Genomic DNA, 19,125 nt, shown 5'->3' with positions numbered 1-19,125 from the left:
ACGATCTCAGGCCGGCGCGAAGGGGCGCAGTTCGTCCGCGCCTTCCCGCACCACGCCGTAGCTGTGCTCCGGCACCTCGTTCCAGACTCCGGGCAGGTCGCCCAGGGGCTCGGACACGACGAGACGTGTCTCCTCGGACAGCTCCTTGAGGTACGACACGTCGGGGTGCAGGGCACGTATGGAGTCGACGCGGCTGCTGTAGTACAGCGAGCGGGCGTCGCCCTCGCTGGCGTAGCGGAACGCCCAGACACTCTCGCCGTCGGTGGTCGCGATGGTCATCTGCAGCGGGGCGGCTATGCCGTGTGCGTGACCCGTGCGCTCGACCAGCCCGGCCATCCGGGCGACCGCCCCCGGAGGGTCGTCCTCGAGTCCCATGGTGAGCGCCAGGAAGAACATCACCTCGGAATCCGTGGACCCCTCGATGGCGGCGAACAGCGAGGGGTCCACGGCCAGGCAGAGGTCCCTGCGCATGGCGGGGAAGCCGGCGATGGCTCCGTTGTGCATCCACATCCAGCGGCCGTGCCGGAAGGGGTGGCTGTTGGTCTGCTGCACTGCCGTGCCCGTCGACGCGCGGATGTGGGCGAAGAAGAGCGAGGACCTGACGTGCCCGGCGATCTCCCGCAGATTGCGGTTGTTCCACGCCGGTCCGGTCTCGCGGAAGACGGCCGGGCTGCCGAGGTCCGCGTCCTGCGCGTACCAGCCGATACCGAAGCCGTCCCCGTTGGTCGTCTCCACGCCCATCCGGGAGTGCAGGCTTTGGTCGATGAGTGAGTGCGTGGGCTTGTACAGGATGGTTTCGAGGAGTTGCGGAGTCCCTGAGTAGACGAGCCACCGGCACATGGCGATCACCTCCGAGGCAGGTCGAGACGCGAGAGGACCGGGGCGGACACAGGGACCGGGCGCCACGACAGCTCCGGCCGCAGCGCTGCCGACGCCCTCCCGACCGACGTCGCGCCGGGACGGGCCCATGGGTACCACGGTCGCTCCTGAACGCGTTGATCGCATACGGACGCGTGCGAGCACCGTCTCCACCCCTGGGTGTGGGTGGAGACGAGCGTGCGCCGGCTCAGGACGAGCGCAGGGGAATGGTGTCGAGCAGTTCGGCGGCCATCCCGCGGGCGGGCGCCGCGGTCCGGTCGGCGATGCGGTGGAAGGTGTCGTGCGCGGGCTGCGCCGGCCAGTCGGCGGGGAGGTGCCGGGCGGGCAGGCGTGGGTCGGTGCGGATGATGTCGAGCCACTCGCTGATCAGACGCAGCCGGTTGCCGACCGGGTCGCCGGAGCCGGTGTCGAGCCAGGCGGTCCAGTGCTTGTCGAAGTCGGCGTACCGGGCGGCGACGCTGTCCAGGTCCCAGGTGTCGCGGATCATCAGGCCGACGTCGGTCGCGTCGTCGGCCGTGGCGTGGAAGATCTTGACGTGGGCGGCGAGGCCGAGTTCGGCGACGATGCCGGAGACGTCGACGTCACCGGGTGCGATCCACAGGCCGCTGTACAGCGCGCCGAAGCCCGACCAGGTGAGCCGGGAGCGCAGGTCGTGACGCTGGCGCTGCCAGGACTCGGGGAGGGAGAAGCCGAGGAGGGTCCAGGAGCCGTCCCAGTCGTCGTTGACGGCGCCGGTGTCCCACAGGCGCTTGCTTCCGTCCCGGAGGATCTCGGCGGCCTGCGGGGTGAGGCCGAAGTACATGCGACGTCCCTCGCGCTGGCGTTGCAGCAGACCGCGGTTGACCATACGGGAGAGGGTGGAGCGCACGGCCTGCTCGCCGACTCCGGCCCGGGCGAGGACGTCGATGATGCTGCCCGAGTACACGCACAGCGGCCCCTCGTCCAGAACGTGGTTGCCGAAGAAGGCGAGCATGAGCGACTGGGGGCGCAGCTGCGGTCCGCTGGGGGCGTCGACGGCGGTCTGCCGGAGTTCTTCGTGCACGTCGACCAGGGTACGGTCGCCCGCCGGAGCCCCCGCGGGCGACCGGGCGTCAGCCGCGGACGCGGTCGGCGGGGTGGGCGAGGTCATAGGGACGCGGGTAGGACGCGGGGCGGTAGTGCCCGTAGCGGGCGGGCGTGCTGGGGTCGGCCTCGGTGGCGCGGGCGTTGAGGGCGTCGGGGTCGGCGGCCTTCCAACGGCCGCTGGCGATGCGGTCCTCAAGGGTGTGCAGGGCGGCGATCTGCTCGCCGGGGCTGAAGGTGCAGTGGCCCGCGTTCTCGACGTAGGACTGCCGCAGCAGGGGAGCGGCGCCCGCGGCGGCGACCGCCCGGCGCAGGGCGCTTTCGGCCTGGACGGGGATGAGTCCGTCGCCGGTGGTGTGGATGTCCAACTGGGGTTTGGTCAGTCGGCCGGTGAAGGAGCTCGTACGGGCCATCTTCTCGGCCGCTCCCCGGTCGGCCTTGACGCGGGGTGCCTTGTTCAGCGCGGTGAGGTCGTCGCGCAGGGACAGGCCGGCCTTGGAGTAGAGCTCCGTGACCTCCTTGTGGAGCGGGGAGCGGTGGAGCATCGCCGTGTAGTCGACGCCGGTGTTCCACGACATGTTGCCGCCCACGCGGCCTTCCGCCTCCTGCCGCCAGGAGAACGCGGGGTAGAGGATCAGGCCCATGATCCCTTGGTACTGGTTGGCCTCCTGGGTGTCCCAGTCGGTGGGTGCCGGGCGGGGCTGGGCGGGGTTGTTCCAGCCGGGGATGTTGTGGAGCGCGGCGGCCAGTGCGATACGGGCCCGGCCGGTGCTGGTGGACTGTGCGCCGGTCACGGCCGCGGACAGGGTGTTCGCCGCCGCGGCGGCCTCGCTCTGGCTGCCGAGTCCCGTCAGCGGGATGCCGGAGTCGGGCGCGAGCAGGGTCCTCAGGGCGAACACCGGGTCGAGGGTGCTGTTCCAGTTCGCGACGCCGCCCTGCACCAGGCCGCACATGGAGAGGGATCCGTTGATGCGCTGCGGGTGGCGTTCGGCGATGGCGGTGGTGACGAGCCCGCCGTAGGAGGTGCCCCAGGCGATGGTCTCGCGGGCCGGGCCGAACCGGCCGGTGAAGGCGTCGAGGGTGGCGAGCTGGTCGGGCACCGCGTCCGTGACCGCCCAGCCGGTGGTGGCGTACGAGGAGCCGACGAGCGCGTAACCGGCGTTCAGCAGCAGGGACTTGGTGGCGTCGTCCGGGGCGTTCTGGGCGGGGTTGGGCGACCCGGCCGGGCGGTAGCCGTGGCTGTACAGCAGGACGGTGCCGTTCCAGCGCGCGGGTATGTCCATCAGGTAGGCGGCGCCGGACGGCAGCGTGCCCTCGACGTGAGCGGTGGAGTCGGCGGCGCGGGCGGCCGGGGAGATGGGGCCGCACAGGAGCAGAGCGGCCAGGACGACCAGGGTGCGGGTTCTGGTGCGGGTTTTCACGGGCGTGGCTCCCTTTCGGGTGGGCGGGCCGTGGGCGCCATCGGGTGCCCGCTCGGCGGGTTTCCCGGTGGCAGTGGGGAGGGGGCGAAGCTGTCGCAACCTCGCTTGTCCGGAGTGCTGACAGCGCGAAGGTAGGTGTGTAGATTGCCGCCGTCAAGAAAGTGCACAACATTCAGTGCTGAGTCGTGGTCGAGCAGCCGTGGCCCGTTCGCCGTTCAGCTGCCTCACTCATCGTCCGCACACCTCGTGACCAGGGCAGTTCATGCCACTCACGCCATCCACCCGTTTGCCTTCCGTCAGGAGGAGCCCATGCAAAGGCGCATTCTCGGGCTTGCCGCAGTACTGATCACCATCGTCGGCGCAGCCGGCTGCGGGTCCTCGGACTCGGGATCGAGCGGGCCGTCGGCCTCGAGCGGGGACAAGACCGCCACGGTGAAGGTCGGCATCATCCCCATCGTCGACGTGGCGCCGCTCTATCTGGGACAGAAGAAGGGCTTCTTCGACAGCCGCGGCATCAAGCTGGAGATGGTGAGCGCCCAGGGCGGCGCGGCCATCATCCCCGGCGTGGTGAGCGGCCAGTTCCAGTTCGGGTTCAGCAACACCACGTCGCTGATGATCGCCCAGGTCAAGGGAGTTCCGGTCAAGTCCGTGGCCAACGGCGCGGCCTCCAACGGCAAGGTCGGTGGCGACGTCACCGGAGTGGCCGTGAAGCAGGACAGCTCGATCAAGTCGGCCAAGGACCTCGCCGGGCGCACGGTCGCGGTGAACACCCTGCAGAACATCGGGGACACGACGGTGCGCGAGTCGGTCCGTCAGGCCGGCGGCGACCCGTCGAAGGTCAAGTTCGTCGAGATCCCGTTCGACCAGATGCCGGCCGCGCTGGACGGCGGGCGGGTGGACGCCGCCTGGATGGGCGAGCCCGCGATGACCATCGCCAAGGGCCAGGGTGCCCGCGTGGTGGCCTCGCCGTTCGCCGAGACGGACCCCAAGCTCACCGTGGCGACGTACTTCACCTCGACCCAGGTGCAGCAGCAGAACCCCGACCTGGTGAAGAAGTTCACCGAGGCCATGGCCGAGTCGCTGCAGTACGCCTCCGACCACCCGGACGAGGCGCGTCAGATCCTCGCCACCTACACCAAGATCAGCGGCGATGTGCAGCAGAAGCTCACGCTGCCCAGCTGGCCGGCGAGCGTCGACATGGCCTCCCTGCAGAAGCTGGCCTCCCTGAGTGAGAAGGACGGCCTCTTCGGCGACAAGAAGCCCGATCTGGACGCCCTGTTCAAGTGAGCCACCACGACCTCACCCCTGTGATGGCGCCCGCTGCCGGGCCGGCCATCGGTTCCGGCAGCGCCTCCGGCCGGCGCCGCCCGTTTCCCACCGCTGCCCTGCGCGGCCTGGCCGGACTGGCCGGCCTGGTCGCCGTACTCGAGGTACTGCCGCACGTCGGACTGGTGTCCGCCGATTACCTGCCCCCGGCCTCGGAAACCGGTCGTGCCCTGTGGCAGTTGCTCGCCGAGGACCCGTTCTGGACCGCGCTCGGCGACACTCTGACGGGCTGGGCGCTGGGCCTGGCCATCGCGGTCGGGGCGGGCGTGGTGGCCGGGGTGGCCATCGGCTCCGTGCCCCTGCTGCGTGCCGCGACCGCCTCCACCATCGAGTTCCTGCGGCCGATCCCGTCCGTGGCCCTGATCCCCGTCGCGGTGCTCATGTACGGGACGGACCTGCGGTCGAAGCTGCTTCTGGTGGTGTACGCCTCCTTCTGGCAGGTGCTCGTCCAGGTGCTGGCAGGCATGCAGGACGTCGACCCGGTCGCCGACGACACGGCCCGGAGCTACCGGCTGGGCAGGTGGGGGCGGGTACGGCACGTCATGTGGCCGACCGCGCTGCCTTACGTGATGACGGGCGTACGGCTGGCTGCCACGGTGGCTCTCGTCCTCGCCGTCACCGCCGAACTGGTCATCGGCTCCCCGGGGTTGGGGCGCGAGCTCGCCGTCGCGCAGTCCTCCGGCGCCGTACCGCAGGTCTACGCCCTGGTGCTGGTCACGGGGCTGCTCGGGGTCGCCATCAACCTCATCGCACGGGCGGTGGAACGCCGGGCGCTGCACTGGCACCAGTCGAACCGCAGGAGAGGGGCCGAGGGATGACCGTCCACACCGTGATCCGGCGCGCCCTGCTCGCCGGCGGCCTGCCCGGAGCCCTGTTCGCCCTGTGGTGGTTCACCAGCGCCGGCAGCACCGACTTCTATCTCCCGCCGCTCTCCACCACCCTCGGAAAGTTCGGCGAGGTCTGGACACCCGAGCGGCTCCGGTCGGACGTCCTGCCCAGCCTGCTCCGGCTCACCGCCGGCTACCTCCTCGCCGTGGTCGCCGGAGTGGGACTCGGGCTGGTGGTGGGCATGGGCAGGGTCGTACGGGACGTACTGGAGCCGGTCCTGGAACTCTTCCGTGCCATCCCGCCACCCGTACTCGTACCGGTGATCATGCTGTTCGCCGGCATCGGCGACACCATGAAGGTGATCGTCATCGTCAGCGGCTGCATGTGGCCGATCCTGCTCAACACCGTCGAGGGCGTCCGCGCCGTCGACGAGGTGCTCAGCGACACCTGCCGGTCCTACGGCATCACGGGACCGACGCGCCTGTGGCACCTGGTGCTCAGGTCGGCGAGCCCGCAGATCGTCACGGGCATGCGGCAGGCACTGTCGATCGGGATCATCCTGATGGTCATCAGCGAGATGTTCGCCTCCAGCAACGGACTGGGGTTCACCATCGTCCAGTTCCAACGCTCCTTCGCCATCCCCGAGATGTGGAGCGGCGTCCTGCTGCTCGGCCTGCTCGGCTTCCTCCTCTCCCTGCTCTTCCGATTCGCCGAGAACCGCGCCCTGGCCTGGTACCACGGCCTGCGCCGCGCACAGCGCAACCCCTGACAAGGAGACGTCGATGCTCGACGTACAGGACCTGCAGAAGATCTACACCGGCCGCCACCGCAACGTCGAGGCGCTGCGCAACCTCACCTTTCACATAGCCGCGGGCGAACTGGTGTGTCTGGTCGGTCCGTCGGGCTGCGGCAAGACCACCCTGCTCAAGTGCATGGCGGGACTGCTCACTCCCACCAGTGGCGAAGTGCGCCTGGACGGCCGCCCGGTCGACGGGCCGCCGCCCGGTATGGCGGTCGTCTTCCAGGAGTACGGCCGCTCCCTGTTCGCCTGGATGAACGTACGGGACAACGTCGCCCTGCCGCTGCGCCGCAAGAAGCTCGGAAAGGCACGTGAGCGCGAGCTGGTCGACCACGCCTTGGAAGTGGTCGGTCTCGCCGACGCCCACCAGGCGTACCCGTGGCAGCTGTCCGGAGGGATGCAGCAGCGCGTCGCCATCGCCCGCGCCGTCGCGTACGAGCCCAAGGTGCTGCTCATGGACGAGCCCTTCGCGGCGGTCGACGCGCAGACCCGCGCCGACCTGGAGGACCTCATCCGGCGCCTGTGGCGCGAACTGGGCGTCACCGTCCTGTTCGTCACCCACGACATCGACGAGGCGGTCTACCTCGGACAGCGCACCCTCATCCTGTCCACGTCCCCGACCGTCGTGCAGGAGGACCTCACCATCGACCTCCCCGACGAACGCGACCAGTTGCACACCCGCTCCAGCCCCCGCTTCGCCGAACTCCGCGCCCACGTCTACGAACAGATCCAGCGAGCCAAGAGGCACAGCGGCGACGTGAACGGGACGCAGGTCGCGGACCGGATGCCGCAGGCGGCCGAGACGAAGGCGCAGACCGAAGTGGTCGGTTCCGAGTAGGTCGTCGGCGGCTGCCGCTCGCACGGCCGAAATCGGCCGGGTGAGCGGCAGCCGCCGCTCACCCGGCGCGTGGCCTGCCCGGGTTCCGCCGGGCGTGGTGAGGCTGCCGGTCAGCGGCGCAGCTTCACCTTGTTGATCGCGGCGACACCGAAGGCCGCGAGTGCGATCTGGATGATCCACTCGACCCAGTCGACGCCCTCGGTGTCGGCGACGTCGAGGCCGGACGCGATGCCGGTTCCGATGAACGCCGCGATGATGCCGATCCCGATCGTCCAGAGGATGCCTATCCGCTGACGGCCGGGGACGACGAGTCGGCCGAGAACACCGATCACGATACCGATGACAATTGCGCTGATGACGCCTGAGATCTCCATGAGCGGTCCGTCACCCCTCACTCGTTGGTGACGGACGAGTGCCCCATCGGGAAAACATCAGTCCGTGCTGACGTTCCGGCTGTCCCCCGGTCAGGCAGGGGGCTGTTTCCAGGACAGAGCCGGGGGACCGCCGGAGCGAGATACGGCAGCGACGTCCATAGCGTTCCGGTGCATGAGGACTTGCCGCGTCGGCCGTCCGGTGAGGAGCCGCACCCCATCGAGTACCCCGACCTGTTCGCCGCCTCCTACATCGTCGCCGGCCAGTGGGATCTCACGAAGGTCGAGCCGCTGGCCGACGACAAGCTGCGGATCGTCGTGGCCCAGGTCGACGACAACGCCTATCCCGGCGAGAACAAGATCACGTCCGCGCTGGAGAAGGAGGGCGCCGAAGTCAGCCGCGCCGTCTGGGACGGAGGGGCCACCGCCGCGCAGTTCGCCACCGACGTGGCGGCCATGGCCGCCAAGGGCACATCCATCAACTACGCGGCATTGAAGAAGGGCACCGTCGTGCCTGCCGGCGAGACCGACAACTCCATCAGCAACCACCTGAGCACCTGGACGATCGCCTACAACATCGAGGGCATCCGCGAGTGGATCTTCCAGCAGCATAGGTGAGCCGCATGCAAGGCATCTCCACGCATGATCCCGATGCGTGTGTGATCACCGCGCGTCATTGAAATACTCCGGCCGTGGATACGAGTGCGAGGACAGACGGGCTCCGGCCGGTTCGACCGGATCGGGCGGCGCCTGCGATCGGAGCGGGCCGTCCCGTGGAATGGGCGCTGCGGTCGGCGGAACCGGCGGATGTCGAGGCGATCGCGGAGCTCCGGGCGACGGTGATGCGCCCGGACCTGGAGCGATTGGGACGGTTCGACGAGCATCGAGTCCGACAGCGGCTGCGGGACTCCTTCGCCCCGAGGCACACGTCGGTCATCGTGGCCGACGGCGCCTTCGCGGGCTGTGTCGCGGTGCGTCCGGCTGAGGACGGGCGGTGGCTGGAGCACTTCTATCTCGCTCCGGATCTGCAGGGCCGCGGGGTCGGTTCGGCCGTCCTGCGGTACCTGCTGGGCCGGGCCGATGCCGACGGCGCGCTCGTCCGCCTGAACGTCCTGCGGGGCAGCGCCGCCCGGCGACTGTACGAGCGGCACGGGTTCACCGTGGAGGCTCAGGACCCGATCGACGTGTACATGGTGCGACGGCCGGACGAGGGCGCCCTCGGCACGTGAGGCCCTGGGCACGCCCGGATCCTCGAAGTCGTCGGCCGGGTCCCGGACGATGCCGATCCGGCGCATCACTGCCCGGGAACGTCGGTTGCCGACGGTCGTGGCAACCGCCACCCGATGTCCACCCCCGTGAACGGCATGTCCTCGTCCACCTCGTCCAGGCCGACGCGGCCGACGAACTCACCGCTCTCCCGTGCTGCGAGGCCCACCACCCGAACCTCGGCGTTCATCGCCGACCAAGGTCCGAGGCGATCAGGGTGTCGATCGGTGATGTCGAATCCCGCGGTGCTCGCCCATGCCCGCCGCGCCGCGCCGATCTTCTTTCCGGCCCGGGACGGCGTGCGGCTCTGTCGTGGTCAAGGAGTCGCGCAGCAGGTCCCGCAGGGTGAGCGCAGCCGGTAGCGGGGCAGCAGGCAGCGCCACATGTACGGTCCGGCGCAGGGCCGGGTCGGTGAGGCGGCACAGGACGAGTTCGTCGGGGACCGCCCAGGCGGCCAGCGAGGGGACCAGTGCCACCCCGAGTCCGGCAGCCGCGTAGCCGAACTTCGCGGACCACTCCGCGATCCGGATGATCTTCCTGGGGGTGAAGCCCGCCCGCGAGCAGGCGTCGGCGAGCATCGTGGGACGGTCGCCGTACGCGTTCTGGAGCCAGGGCTCGTCGCGCAGTTCCCACAGGTCGACCGTCCTGGCGTCGGCGAGGCGGTGCTCGCGGGGGAGAGCGACGAGGAGCTCGTCCTCGCACAGCATCGTCGTCGTGACACCGTCGGCCGGCGGCAGACCGGACGGGTAGTCGCTGACGACGGCGAGATCCAGCGCTCCGTCCGTGAGGCGCTCCACCAGCGTGTGGGTCGGGCCCTCGACCGCGACGACCTCGACATCCGGCCGGGCGTCCCGGAGGGCCCGCAGTGCGGTGGGCACCAGCGAGATGTTGGCGGTGGCGAACGCGCCCATGTGCAGCAGCCCGCCGTGCCCCGCGTGCAGCACGGCGAGCTCCCGTTCCGCCCGCGACAGCCGGTCGAGCACCTCCATGGCGTGCCGGTGCAGCGTACGGCCGGCGGGGTTCAGCCGTACGCCCCGAGGAAGCCGTTCCAACAGCGGTCCGCCCGCCTGCTGTTCAAGCGTGGCGATCCGTCGGGACACCGCGGACTGCGTGTAGTTGAGCCGGACCGCTGCTTTCGTGAACGATCCGGTCTCGGCAACGGCCACGAGCAGCCGCAGTGCGTCGATCTCGAACACGTTCCTCCCTCCCTCAAGGTCCTCATCCGGCCACCACCATCGTGCCCGACACATTCCTCAAGCGCATAGATCCCATGCAATCCAGTCGCTGGTGGAATGCCTTGCCTCACCCTAACGTCGTTCACGCGGCGGAGCCTCGGAGGGGGAGCGAGCTCCGCCGCACCCAATGGCCGATGAGACCCGAGGGGCCAAGTGTGTTGTTGTGCGGGGGAGTTGGGATGGGGCGGGACCGGTGAACCGGGGGCCTGCGCTCACGTTGCCGGCGATGCTGGCCGATCTGGAGGACCTCGTGCTGTGCGAGTCCTTCTCAGCGGACCATGCGGCGCTGGCGCGGAGCGCCGAGGTGGTCGGTGCCCTCGGGACGAGGCTGTTGGGGGCCCCGCCGGAGACGATCGTGATCGACGGTGTGACCCATCTGCGGTGGAGCTTCGGCACTCCGCGGGTCCTGCTGATGGGGCACCACGACACGGTGTGGCCCATGGGCTCGCTCCAGAAGCACCCTTGGTCGGTTGCCGGCGGGATCGCCCGCGGCCCCGGGGTCCTGGACATGAAGGCCGGCCTGGTGCAGTTGTTCCACGCGCTGGCCTCCCTGCCCTCCCCGGACGGAGTGTGCGTACTGGTCAACGGGGACGAGGAAGTCGGCTCCGCGACCTCCCGGCCGCTGATCGAGGAATCCGTGCGGGGATGCGCGGCCGCCTTCGTGCTGGAGGCGTCCGCGGACGAGGGGGGTGCCCTCAAGACTGCCCGCAAGGGCACTTCGCGATACGAGGTCGTGGTGCACGGCCGAGCCGCGCACGCCGGTCTGGAACCGCACAAGGGAGTCAACGCCGCGGTCGAGGCCGCTCACCAGGTGCTGGCCGTCGTCGGCCTCGGGGACTCGACGGGCGCCGTCGGTGTCGCCCCTTCAGCTCTGGGCTTCGCGACCGTCACGCCCACCCTGCTGTCGGCCGGCAGCGCGCGCAACACGGTGCCCGCGCTGGCGCGGGTGTCGGTGGACGTGCGAGCGCCGACCAAGGCGGCACAGGACCGTATCGACGAGCTCATGCGAGGGCTCACTGCCCGGACGCCCGGAGCCCGGCTGGAAGTGCTGGGCGGCAGGCAACGGCCGCCCATGGAACCGGAGTCCTCCGCCGGACTGTTCGCCCTCGCCTCCCGGCTCGCCGCGGAACTGGACCAGGAACCGCTGCGGGGGAGCGCCGTCGGCGGTGCCTCGGACGGCAACTACACCGCGGCGGCGGGCTGTCCGACGCTGGACGGCCTGGGCGCCGTGGGCGGTGGCGCGCACGCGGACACCGAGTACGTCGAGGTCGCGCAGATGATCCCCCGCACCCGGCTGCTCGCCCACCTCATTGATCACACGACCGGCTGAAGCGGCCTTGACGAGTGCCGCCCCGAAACGAAACCGAGGCTTCTGTATGAGCGTGCCGGCTTCCCCATCCTCTGAAGTCGCCCGACTGGCGTCCCGTAAGGGCTTCGGCCGGCTCGAACACACCTTCACGCCAAGGAGGGAGGTCAACGTGCAGGAGAAGTACCGGGGACTGTTCATCGCCGCGTCTGTGACCGGCATCGCCTGCCTTGCGACCGGAGGCGTCCTGCTGTGGGTCTTCGTGACCTGGGCGCTGGGTACGTACCCCTTGCTCTTCAGCGCACTGGCCATCGGTGCCCTGTTGAACAGCCCGAACTTCCGGAAGAGACTCGGCGACCGACGCCTGCACCTTTTCGAGGAGGGGCTGCTCGTGGAGAGGGGCGGCGGGCGGCTGTTCGCGGTCCGATGGGACCAGGCGATCCATTATCAGGTAACCGTGCAGGAAGTGATCAACTACAAAGGGACGAAGACCCCTTTCAACACCGTGCACAACTCCACCCTGGTGGCGCCCGACGGCACCAAGGTGGAGATCACGAGCTCCTTCGCCGGCTTCGGGACCTGGCTGCCCCTGATCTCCGAGGCCATCGCCCGCGCCCAAGCCCAGAAGGTGTGGGACGCGGTCCGGGAGGGGCGGCGGGTGGACTACGGCCCGTTCGGCCTGGGCGCCACCGGTATCTCCACCGAACGCCAAGGGACCCTGCCCTGGTCGGCCGTCGAGTCGATCGACGTCCGCGAGGGCTTCGTGGTCGTGCGCCGGCACGGTCAGCCCAAAGCCTGGGCGGTTGTCGAGGTCAAGAAGGTGCCGAATCTCCTCCTCTTCCTGACCATCGCCTCGAACCTCTACGGGTGACGCGAGTGCACGTGGCGGCGGGCGCATGCACAGCCGCATGTGCCCCGCACGCGGCCGGGACCGCGTGCGGGGCACCGGGTCAGCTGAACGGGTCCAGTGTGAGGTAGGCCTGCCGGGGGTTGCCGTCGTGGACGAGGGACTCGTGATGGCCGACGTCGTCGAAGGCGAAGGCGTATGCCTTTCCGTCCGCCATCTGCGCATGGATGAGCCGCGCGTAGTGATTGGTGACGGCGTCCTGGTAGAAGGCGGCCGCCGAGGCGTCGGGCTGGTTGGGGTTGGCCAGCAGCGTGGAGCGGTTGAAGCCTGCGCACAGGGTGCGCGAGATCGGCCCGCGCACCGCGTCGTTGGGCGCGTCGAGGAGCCGGTGGCAGCCGAAGATGCTGTTCGCGTCCGGCTTCTGGAAGCTGGTGACGACGGCGCCGGAACCGTTCGTGAAGTTCATGACGTTGCCGGAGACCCGGCCGTAGTACTTGGTGTTCGGCTGGTCGGCGAACGGCGTGACCGTCAGTGTCGTCGACGCGTACTTCTGCCAGACGCGGTTGACGTAGTCGTCCATCACGGAGGCGGACAGGGCCCCGGTCTCCAGCCCGTACCCGGGTGCAAGCGCACGTAGTGGCGTCCCGTCGGACCGGGTCTGGATCAGGTTCCCCCAGCCGCCCGACTGCCCGCGCAGGCCGTTGAGGACCGCGTTGTATCCGCCCGCCTTGAGATGACCGGTGTTGACGGTGCTCCCGTCGGCGCGCTGCACACCGACCGCGTACGGCGCGGAGAACATGTCCACCTGGGTGCTGTTGAGCCACAGCCCGGCGTCGTTGAGCGTGTACTCCGACCAGTTGAACAGGATGTTCCGGTTGGGGTCGCTCGGGTTCTGCACGGCGGGCTGCACCAGGCCGCCGGTGGTCAGCTTGAAGACGAGCTTCTGCCCGTAGGAGAAGTAGATCCGACCGGAGAACTTGGGTATCTGGATCGTCATCGACTGTCCTGCGGCCGGTCCGGGGATGGCTGCGTCCGGTGCCGGTGTGGGCGGGTTGCCGCCGGCGGGCCAGGGGTGGAACGTGCCGCCCGCGTCGGCCCAGCCCTGCTGGCCGGTCGAGAGCAGGGTGCCGAGGTTGTAGATGTAGACCGGTTCGCCACGGCCGGAGCTGTTGGTGATCTTCAGAGGGATCGTGGCGGGCACCGCCTGCGCGGGCGACGGCGCCGCGAAGGCAAGCAGCGCGCCCAGCAGGGCGGCTACCGCGGCCAGGGCTGCGAGTGGGTGTTTTGTGGGTTTGTGGAGCACTCTCGACCTCCGTGCGAGTGGGGGGAATCGAGCAGAAGCGGCTTGGTCCGTACCTATTGAGAGCGCTCTCAGGGTGGCGCTGGGATGAGGACATGTCAATGCGTAGGGCGTGGAGGCGTGTTGCCCCCGTTCAGCCGCGCCCGGTGTCGTCCGGACGGCGGATCCGAGGCGGGGCGGCGCACGGCACAGTGGAACTGTGAACGCAGACGACAGGAACATCCTGGCCCGGGGACGCGTGGCGACCAGGCTTCCAGCCCAGAACCTTGAGCGGGCGCGGCGCTTCTATGCCGAGCAGCTCGGTCTGGAGCCCGTCGACGAACGGCCCGGTGGGCTGCTGTACCGGTGCGGAGGCACGGACTTCGCCTTGTTCAAGTCGGCGGGAGCCTCGCCCGGCACCTTCACCCAGATGGGATGGGAGGTCGACGACATCGAGACCGTCGTGTCCGAACTCAGGGAGCGGGGCGTGGTGTTCGAAGAGGTCGACCTGCCCGGGCTCCGAACGAAGGACGGAATCGCCGACATCGACGGGAACTACCCGAGCAAGGGAGCCCGGGGTGAACGGGCCGCCTGGTTCCGTGACAGCGAGGGCAACATGCTGGGCATCGGTGAACCGGTCGTCTGAGCAGAGCGCTGCGGTGGCGTACAACTCCCGTGTGCCCGGCATCCGCTGGCCGCGTCGGTCGGCACCGGTGTCCGAGGTCAGGTCCCCCAGGTGATGAGCCGGAGACCAGCGCGTGCTCCAGGGTTGCCTGCTCGCAGGTCGTGTCCGGCGGCGCATGTAGGCGGGCATGCGCCGAAGCATGTCCGAGAGCTGCGCCAGCGTTTGCCGGCCGGGTACGGATTCTTGCTGCGGTCGGTGTCGAAGACCTCCCGCAGCACCGGGGTCAGGGGTTCGGCGTCGGCGAATTTTCGTTCAGCGGTGCCCATCCGCACGGTGGCCTCCGGGATGCACGGAGCAGCCACAGGGCGCAGCGATATCGCGGCGCTCCTTGCCTCTACCGCGCCGGAGTGGACCACGGCGGCTGTCCATGTGGACGAATACGATCAGGCCCTGGAAGCCGCGCATCAGGTCGGCTTCCCCCTGTTCTGCAAACCGGCCTCACCACCTGGACCTGATCCGTACCGGACAGCGCCGCCCTCGACTCGCCCGTCGCGGGCGGCTTCCTGCTACTGGGGCAATGCTGCGACTGCCGCGGCACTGCGCCGGGCGGTCAGGAAGAGGCCTGCCGCGACGACGGCCGAGGCCAGGCCGAGCAGGCCGACGGCGGCGGCCAGGGTGCCGAGGGCGGACTCGGCCGCGATCAGCACCAGGGGGCAGATGAACTGGCCGATGAAGAAAGACGCGGTCCACAGGCCGGTGCCACGGCCGCGGTCGGCGAAGTCCAGCCTGGACATGGCGATGGTGAGCAGGGAAGGCAGCAGGAGACCGGTGCCGAGACAGTTGAGTACGGCGCCGACGATCAGCAGCGGCGCGCTGTTGGCGAGCCACATCACCGCGAACCCGGCCGCGCACAGGGCGAAGACGTGTGGCAGCCGGGGCGCCGGTGCCCCGCGCAGCTTGGCGAAGGTGATCGCGCCGGCCACGGTGGCGGCGCTGGCGATGGCTGTGGCCAGCCCGATCGCGCTGGTCGCCGTCACGCCGAGGTCGTCCAGCAGATAGGACATCTCCACCGGGACGGTGTAGAAGACGAGGGCCCCGAACACGGTGAGTCCGCAGATTCCGGCCAGCTGCCGGAAGGGGAACGAGCGCTTCGGGGCGCCCGCGGTGTCCGTGCTCTCCCCGTCCTCGGCGGCGGCACCGGTGGCCGCGGTCGGCCTCGGCAGCCCGATGGCCATGAGCGGGGCGATGAGCAGGCTGACGGCGTAGATCCAGAACGGGGTCCGCCAGCCGGCCGACCCCGCGGCACCGCCGATGACGAAGAACGCGGTCGCGGAGGCGGAGGCGCACATGGTCTGGAGGGCGAGGTAGCGGTCCCGTACCCGACCGCTGTAGTAGTCGCCGATCAGTGTGGTGCAGCAGGTCATGATGGCGGCCTCGGCGACACCGACCAGGGCACGGCTGGCCACGATGGCGCCCAGCGACTCCAGCCACAGCGGGGCGGTTCCGAAGATCGCGTACAGCACGGTCGCGGCGATCAGCAGGCGCTTGCGGCCGAGCCGGTCGACGATGACGCCCGCGAAGGGTGCCAGCAGGCCCAGCGCCAGGGCCGGGACGGTGAGGGCCATCGGGACCAGGGCGCCTGCGCCGGGCACGTCGGCGAAGTGGTCCTGCATCTTGGGCAGCACGGGGGCGATCAGGACGGCCCCGAGGATCGGCAGACAGCTGCCGGCCATGAGGAGAGCGACGCGCAGCCGGTGCGCGGCACCGGACGTCGGAAGGATCGCACCGGACGGCGGCACTGGTTCCGCGTAAGCGGGCGGGGACGATGGCGATGGCGATGGCACGGAAGCGGGCATGCGGGAACTCCATGTGGCGAGGGGAGGGACGACACGCCATCGGGACACGGAGCCCCGGGGAGAGGAGCGTGCGGAGGATCTGGCGTTGACTATGAGTGAGCGGCCAGGCCCTGCCTAGCCTCTGTCCGATCGATCTCCCGGATCGCGATCATCCTTGCCGTGGATGCTCTCGGCGACCCGGGCCGCTGTCTCCCGCAGCCAGATGTGCGCCGCGTCATGCGTGTGCACCGGGTGCCACCACAGGGCTTCCCGGAGCGGCACGGCGTCGTAGGGCGGTTCCACGACCCGGACGGGAACGAGTCCGTCCAGCCGGTCGGCGAGATGCCCCTGGATCAGGGCGACGCGGCGGGTGCCCGCGACCAGGAGGGGCATCAACTGGAAGCTGTCGACGGAGACTTCGACGCGCGGCTCGATACCGAGCATGGCGATCTGACGGGCGGCGGGTGCGTCGTATGTGCGCTGGTACGTCACCCACGGCAGCCGGGCCAGGTCGTCGAGGGTGAGCTGCTCGCCGACCTCGGGGTTGTCGTCGGCGACGAGGTACACCCAGCGGTCCCGGTAGAGCTCCACGGCGGGAAAGTCGCCGATGATGCCGTGCGGCAGCAGCAGCCCGTCGGCGGTGCTCAGCAGCGCCCCGGTGTTCTCGGTGATGTCCGTCGGGGGCTGCTTGAAGCGCAGCCTGATCCCCGGTGCCTCGGTGTGGACGACGCGGGCGAGTTCGGCGCCGAAGACGGCCACCGCGTAGTCGGAGGCGAGCAGGGTGAACTCGTGCTCCTCATGGGCGGGGTCGAACACCGCCTGGCTGGTGAAGACGCGTTCGAGCAGGTCGCAGGCGGTGGCGGTGCGGTCGAGGAGGGCCAGGCCGAGGGCGGTCAGTTCGTAGCGTCCGCCGACCCTGGAGAGCAGGTCGTCGTCGAAGTGGCGGCGTAGCCGGGCCAGGGCGGCGCTCATGGCGGGCTGGCTGAGCCCGATCCGCCGGCCCGCCCTGGTGACGTTGCGCTCCTCCAGGAGGGCACGCAGGGCGACGACGAGGTTGAGGTCCAGGCTGGCCAGGTTCACGCGAGATCCCTGTACGGAGTAGGAGATTGCGCCTGGGTATTCGCCGCCTGGATGTCCGGCATCCAGAGAATCGATTTCCCTGATCGCAGGGTACGGGCCAGATTAGTGGCACCGCAATCGGGAGGACATCTCCGTGAAATCCGCAGCCACGTCGGCGCCCCTCTTCGCCGGCCCCTTCGCCATCGGCACTCTCTCCGCTCCGGGCGGGGCCGCGTTCCCCGGCCTCGTGGTGCCGGACGGCCGCGTGCTCGACCTGCGTACGGCACTGGGCGAACCCGCGCTGACCGCCCTCGCTCTCCTGGAGCGCTGGGACGAGGAACTGCCTCGCCTGCGGCGCCTCGCGGACGAGCCGGCCGATGACTGGCTGCCGCTGGACGACCTCTTCGTGCACGCGCCCGTCCAGCCCCGGCAGATCTTCCAGTCCGGCGCCAACTACCGGCAGCACGTGATCGACCTGGAGGTCGCGCACCGATCCCCGGACGACCCGCGCACCGTCGAGGAGGCCCGCGCCGAGATCGCGGCGATCATGGACAGGCGGGCCGCCGAGGACCTCCCGTACGTCTTCATCGGCCTGCCGACCACGATCACCGGCCCCTACGACGACGTCGTACTGCCCTCCTGGGCCAAGAAGCCCGACTGGGAGCTGGAGCTGGCCGCGGTGATCTCCCGCCCCGCCCACCGGGTCGCGGTGGAGGAGGCCCTGGAGTACGTCGCGGGTTACACCATCGCCAACGACCTCACCGACCGGGCCACCGTCTTCCGCCGGGACATGCCCGCCATCGGCACCGACTGGCTGCGCTGCAAGAACGCTCCTGGCTTCACCCCGCTCGGCCCCTGGATCGTCCCGGCCGGGTCCGTCGCCGACCCGTCCGACCTGCGGGTCACCCTGAAGCTCAACGGCGAGACGATGCAGGACGAGTCCACCAAGGACATGATCTTCGGCGTGGCCCGGATGGTCTCGTACATTTCCCGGACCGCCCAACTCCTGCCCGGCGACCTGGTGTTGACCGGCAGCCCGGCCGGGAACGGCATGCACTGGGGTCGGCTGCTGCGCGACGGCGACGTGATGGACGGATCCGTCACGGGGCTCGGCGCCCAGCGCACCCGCTGCGTCGCGGAGGACGCGTCGTGATCGACCGCACGACTGTGCCTGACGCGAAAGACGCCGAGGGCGCGATCGCCGAGGCCGCCAAGAGGTACTCGAACTGGGGTCGTTGGGGTGAGAACGACGTCCTCGGCACCCTCAACTTCCTGGACGCCGAAAAGCGCCGCGAGGGCGCGGCCCTCGTCCGCGAAGGCGTCAGCTTCTCGCTCTCCCAGCGTTTCGACATGAACGGCCCGCAGAAGGGCTGGCGGCGGCGTACGAATCCGGTACACACCATGCTCGACACCGGCACCGACGCCGCCCTGGGCAACCAGGGTTTCCCGCACGGCCTCGGCGGCGCCGACGACGTGATCGCGATGCCGCTGCAGTGCTCCACCCAGTGGGACGGCCTCGGCCACATCTTCGACCACGGCAAGGCATGGAACGGGCGGGCCGCCGAGAAGGTCGTCACCTCCGACGGCGACCTCGTCACCGGCATCGAGCACATGGCGCCGTACGTGGCCGGGCGGGGCGTCCTCCTCGATGTGGGCCTGGTCGTCGGCCGGAACGGCGAACTGTCCGACGGCTTCGCCATCACCGAGGAGCACCTGACCGCCACCGCCGAGGCGCACGGCGTCACCGTCGGCCGCGGCGACCTCGTCCTCGTCCGCACCGGACGCCTGGCCCGCGCCAAGCGCGACGGCTGGGGCGAGTACGCGGGCGGGCCCTCGCCCGGGCTGAGTTTCACCACCGCCGGCTGGCTGCACGGCAGCGAGATCGCCGGGATCGCCACCGACACCTGGGGTTTCGAGGTTCGGCCCAATGAGTTCGACCACGCCTTCCAGCCGCTGCACCAGGTCGCCATCCCCAACATGGGCCTGCTCATAGGCGAGATGTGGGATCTCGACGCCCTGGCCGAGCACTGCGCGGCCGACGGGCGGTACGAGTTCTGGCTCACCGCCGCTCCGCTGCCCATCACCGGAGCCGTCGGCTCCCCCGTGAACCCGATCGCCGTCAAGTAACGCCCCGGACCGGCCGAGTGGG

20 protein-coding genes are annotated in these 19,125 nt (G+C 70.0%); 11 read left to right on the top strand and 9 right to left on the bottom strand.

The features are described 5' to 3' along the window. Positions 1-6: 6 nt before the first annotated feature. From OG252_RS06040 to OG252_RS06030, 3 genes are all read right to left on the bottom strand, one after another. A complete protein-coding gene (locus OG252_RS06040; RefSeq protein WP_266451457.1) occupies positions 7-840 on the bottom strand; it encodes a class II glutamine amidotransferase in 834 nt (277 codons plus the stop codon). A gap of 226 nt (positions 841-1,066) precedes the next feature. Continuing rightward, positions 1,067-1,921 carry a PaaX family transcriptional regulator gene (locus OG252_RS06035; protein ID WP_266451458.1) on the bottom strand — a complete coding sequence of 285 codons (855 nt, stop codon included), beginning with the start codon at positions 1,919-1,921 and terminating at the stop codon, positions 1,067-1,069. A gap of 49 nt (positions 1,922-1,970) precedes the next feature. Then, complete coding sequence (locus OG252_RS06030) at positions 1,971-3,362, bottom strand: alpha/beta hydrolase family protein (RefSeq protein ID WP_329334298.1); 1,392 nt, start codon at positions 3,360-3,362, stop codon at positions 1,971-1,973. Positions 3,363-3,671: 309 nt separating this feature from the next. Here OG252_RS06030 and OG252_RS06025 point away from each other — a divergent pair, with 309 nt between their 5' ends. The 4 genes from OG252_RS06025 to OG252_RS06010 are packed head-to-tail and all read left to right on the top strand — an operon-like array spanning position 3,672 to position 7,153. After that, positions 3,672-4,649 (top strand): ABC transporter substrate-binding protein, encoded by a 978-nt coding sequence (locus tag OG252_RS06025; RefSeq protein ID WP_329334296.1) that lies wholly within the window; start codon positions 3,672-3,674, stop codon positions 4,647-4,649. A gap of 23 nt (positions 4,650-4,672) precedes the next feature. After that, entirely contained in the window at positions 4,673-5,506 is an 834-nt protein-coding gene (locus OG252_RS06020) for an ABC transporter permease (RefSeq protein WP_406499220.1), read from the top strand. Then, on the top strand, positions 5,503-6,285 hold the full coding sequence (locus OG252_RS06015; RefSeq protein WP_266451466.1) for an ABC transporter permease: 783 nt from the start codon (positions 5,503-5,505) through the stop codon (positions 6,283-6,285). The genes OG252_RS06020 and OG252_RS06015 overlap by 4 nt, the downstream gene beginning before the upstream one ends. A 13-nt stretch (positions 6,286-6,298) precedes the next feature. Continuing rightward, positions 6,299-7,153, top strand: a complete 855-nt coding sequence (locus OG252_RS06010) for an ABC transporter ATP-binding protein (RefSeq protein ID WP_266451467.1) — start codon at positions 6,299-6,301, stop codon at positions 7,151-7,153. Positions 7,154-7,263: 110 nt separating this feature from the next. Here the strand turns inward: OG252_RS06010 and OG252_RS06005 are convergent, their stop codons facing one another. Beyond that, the gene (locus OG252_RS06005; protein ID WP_266451468.1) at positions 7,264-7,527 is read right to left on the bottom strand and encodes a GlsB/YeaQ/YmgE family stress response membrane protein; all 264 of its coding nucleotides are present in this window, start codon (positions 7,525-7,527) and stop codon (positions 7,264-7,266) included. A gap of 168 nt (positions 7,528-7,695) precedes the next feature. Between OG252_RS06005 and OG252_RS06000 the strand changes: the two genes are divergently transcribed. Together OG252_RS06000 and OG252_RS05995 are read left to right on the top strand one after the other, a co-directional pair. Beyond that, positions 7,696-8,142, top strand: coding sequence for a hypothetical protein (locus OG252_RS06000; protein WP_329334292.1), 447 nt, complete (start codon positions 7,696-7,698; stop codon positions 8,140-8,142). 167 nt (positions 8,143-8,309) lie between these two features. Next, positions 8,310-8,753: a GNAT family N-acetyltransferase gene (locus OG252_RS05995; RefSeq protein WP_266453127.1), complete on the top strand. Its 444-nt coding sequence runs from the start codon at positions 8,310-8,312 to the stop codon at positions 8,751-8,753. 65 nt (positions 8,754-8,818) lie between these two features. Here OG252_RS05995 and OG252_RS05990 read toward each other — a convergent pair whose 3' ends face one another. Both OG252_RS05990 and OG252_RS05985 read right to left on the bottom strand, forming a co-directional pair. Then, complete coding sequence (locus OG252_RS05990) at positions 8,819-8,980, bottom strand: hypothetical protein (RefSeq protein ID WP_406497552.1); 162 nt, start codon at positions 8,978-8,980, stop codon at positions 8,819-8,821. Positions 8,981-9,002: 22 nt separating this feature from the next. Further along, a complete protein-coding gene (locus OG252_RS05985; RefSeq protein ID WP_266451472.1) occupies positions 9,003-9,986 on the bottom strand; it encodes a LysR family transcriptional regulator in 984 nt (327 codons plus the stop codon). A gap of 265 nt (positions 9,987-10,251) precedes the next feature. On the opposite strand from OG252_RS05985, the gene OG252_RS05980 reads away from it, so the two are divergent. Together OG252_RS05980 and OG252_RS05975 are read left to right on the top strand one after the other, a co-directional pair. Beyond that, the gene (locus tag OG252_RS05980) at positions 10,252-11,355 is read left to right on the top strand and encodes a M20 family metallopeptidase (protein WP_329334289.1); all 1,104 of its coding nucleotides are present in this window, start codon (positions 10,252-10,254) and stop codon (positions 11,353-11,355) included. Between the two features lie 148 nt (positions 11,356-11,503). Further along, on the top strand, positions 11,504-12,202 hold the full coding sequence (locus OG252_RS05975) for a DUF6585 family protein (RefSeq protein ID WP_266451474.1): 699 nt from the start codon (positions 11,504-11,506) through the stop codon (positions 12,200-12,202). 79 nt (positions 12,203-12,281) lie between these two features. Here OG252_RS05975 and OG252_RS05970 read toward each other — a convergent pair whose 3' ends face one another. Next, positions 12,282-13,481, bottom strand: coding sequence for a glycoside hydrolase family 64 protein (locus OG252_RS05970; RefSeq protein WP_443068389.1), 1,200 nt, complete (start codon positions 13,479-13,481; stop codon positions 12,282-12,284). A gap of 196 nt (positions 13,482-13,677) precedes the next feature. Here OG252_RS05970 and OG252_RS05965 point away from each other — a divergent pair, with 196 nt between their 5' ends. Continuing rightward, a complete protein-coding gene (locus OG252_RS05965; protein ID WP_266451476.1) occupies positions 13,678-14,103 on the top strand; it encodes a VOC family protein in 426 nt (141 codons plus the stop codon). A 545-nt stretch (positions 14,104-14,648) separates the two neighbouring features. On the opposite strand, the gene OG252_RS05960 is transcribed toward OG252_RS05965, so the two are convergent. Both OG252_RS05960 and OG252_RS05955 read right to left on the bottom strand, forming a co-directional pair. Further along, positions 14,649-15,938: an MFS transporter gene (locus tag OG252_RS05960; protein ID WP_329334286.1), complete on the bottom strand. Its 1,290-nt coding sequence runs from the start codon at positions 15,936-15,938 to the stop codon at positions 14,649-14,651. 114 nt (positions 15,939-16,052) lie between these two features. Further along, entirely contained in the window at positions 16,053-16,997 is a 945-nt protein-coding gene (locus tag OG252_RS05955; RefSeq protein ID WP_266451480.1) for a LysR family transcriptional regulator, read from the bottom strand. Positions 16,998-17,130: 133 nt separating this feature from the next. On the opposite strand from OG252_RS05955, the gene OG252_RS05950 reads away from it, so the two are divergent. Next, a complete protein-coding gene (locus OG252_RS05950) occupies positions 17,131-18,129 on the top strand; it encodes a fumarylacetoacetate hydrolase family protein (RefSeq protein ID WP_443068388.1) in 999 nt (332 codons plus the stop codon). Further along, positions 18,126-19,103, top strand: a complete 978-nt coding sequence (locus tag OG252_RS05945) for a cyclase family protein (RefSeq protein WP_329334283.1) — start codon at positions 18,126-18,128, stop codon at positions 19,101-19,103. Before OG252_RS05950 ends, OG252_RS05945 begins: the two co-directional genes overlap by 4 nt. Positions 19,104-19,125 lie beyond the last annotated feature (22 nt).

The sequence above is a fragment of the Streptomyces sp. NBC_01352 genome, from assembly GCF_036237295.1.
Lineage (GTDB): Bacteria > Actinomycetota > Actinomycetes > Streptomycetales > Streptomycetaceae > Streptomyces > Streptomyces plumbiresistens.
The sequence above is the reverse complement of the archived record's forward strand: the minus strand, read 5'-3'. Positions and strand labels throughout refer to the sequence as shown.

What these genes read in the sequence shown, in the direction of transcription:
- OG252_RS06040 (WP_266451457.1), bottom strand. Translation starts at nt 840, where the DNA reads ATGTGCCGGTGGCTCGTCTACTCAGGGACTCCGCAACTCCTCGAAACC.
- OG252_RS06025 (WP_329334296.1), top strand. Translation starts at nt 3,672, where the DNA reads ATGCAAAGGCGCATTCTCGGGCTTGCCGCAGTACTGATCACCATCGTC.
- OG252_RS06020 (WP_406499220.1), top strand. Translation starts at nt 4,673, where the DNA reads ATGGCGCCCGCTGCCGGGCCGGCCATCGGTTCCGGCAGCGCCTCCGGC.
- OG252_RS06015 (WP_266451466.1), top strand. Translation starts at nt 5,503, where the DNA reads ATGACCGTCCACACCGTGATCCGGCGCGCCCTGCTCGCCGGCGGCCTG.
- OG252_RS06010 (WP_266451467.1), top strand. Translation starts at nt 6,299, where the DNA reads ATGCTCGACGTACAGGACCTGCAGAAGATCTACACCGGCCGCCACCGC.
- OG252_RS06005 (WP_266451468.1), bottom strand. Translation starts at nt 7,527, where the DNA reads ATGGAGATCTCAGGCGTCATCAGCGCAATTGTCATCGGTATCGTGATC.
- OG252_RS05990 (WP_406497552.1), bottom strand. Translation starts at nt 8,980, where the DNA reads ATGAACGCCGAGGTTCGGGTGGTGGGCCTCGCAGCACGGGAGAGCGGT.
- OG252_RS05980 (WP_329334289.1), top strand. Translation starts at nt 10,252, where the DNA reads ATGCTGGCCGATCTGGAGGACCTCGTGCTGTGCGAGTCCTTCTCAGCG.
- OG252_RS05960 (WP_329334286.1), bottom strand. Translation starts at nt 15,938, where the DNA reads ATGCCCGCTTCCGTGCCATCGCCATCGCCATCGTCCCCGCCCGCTTAC.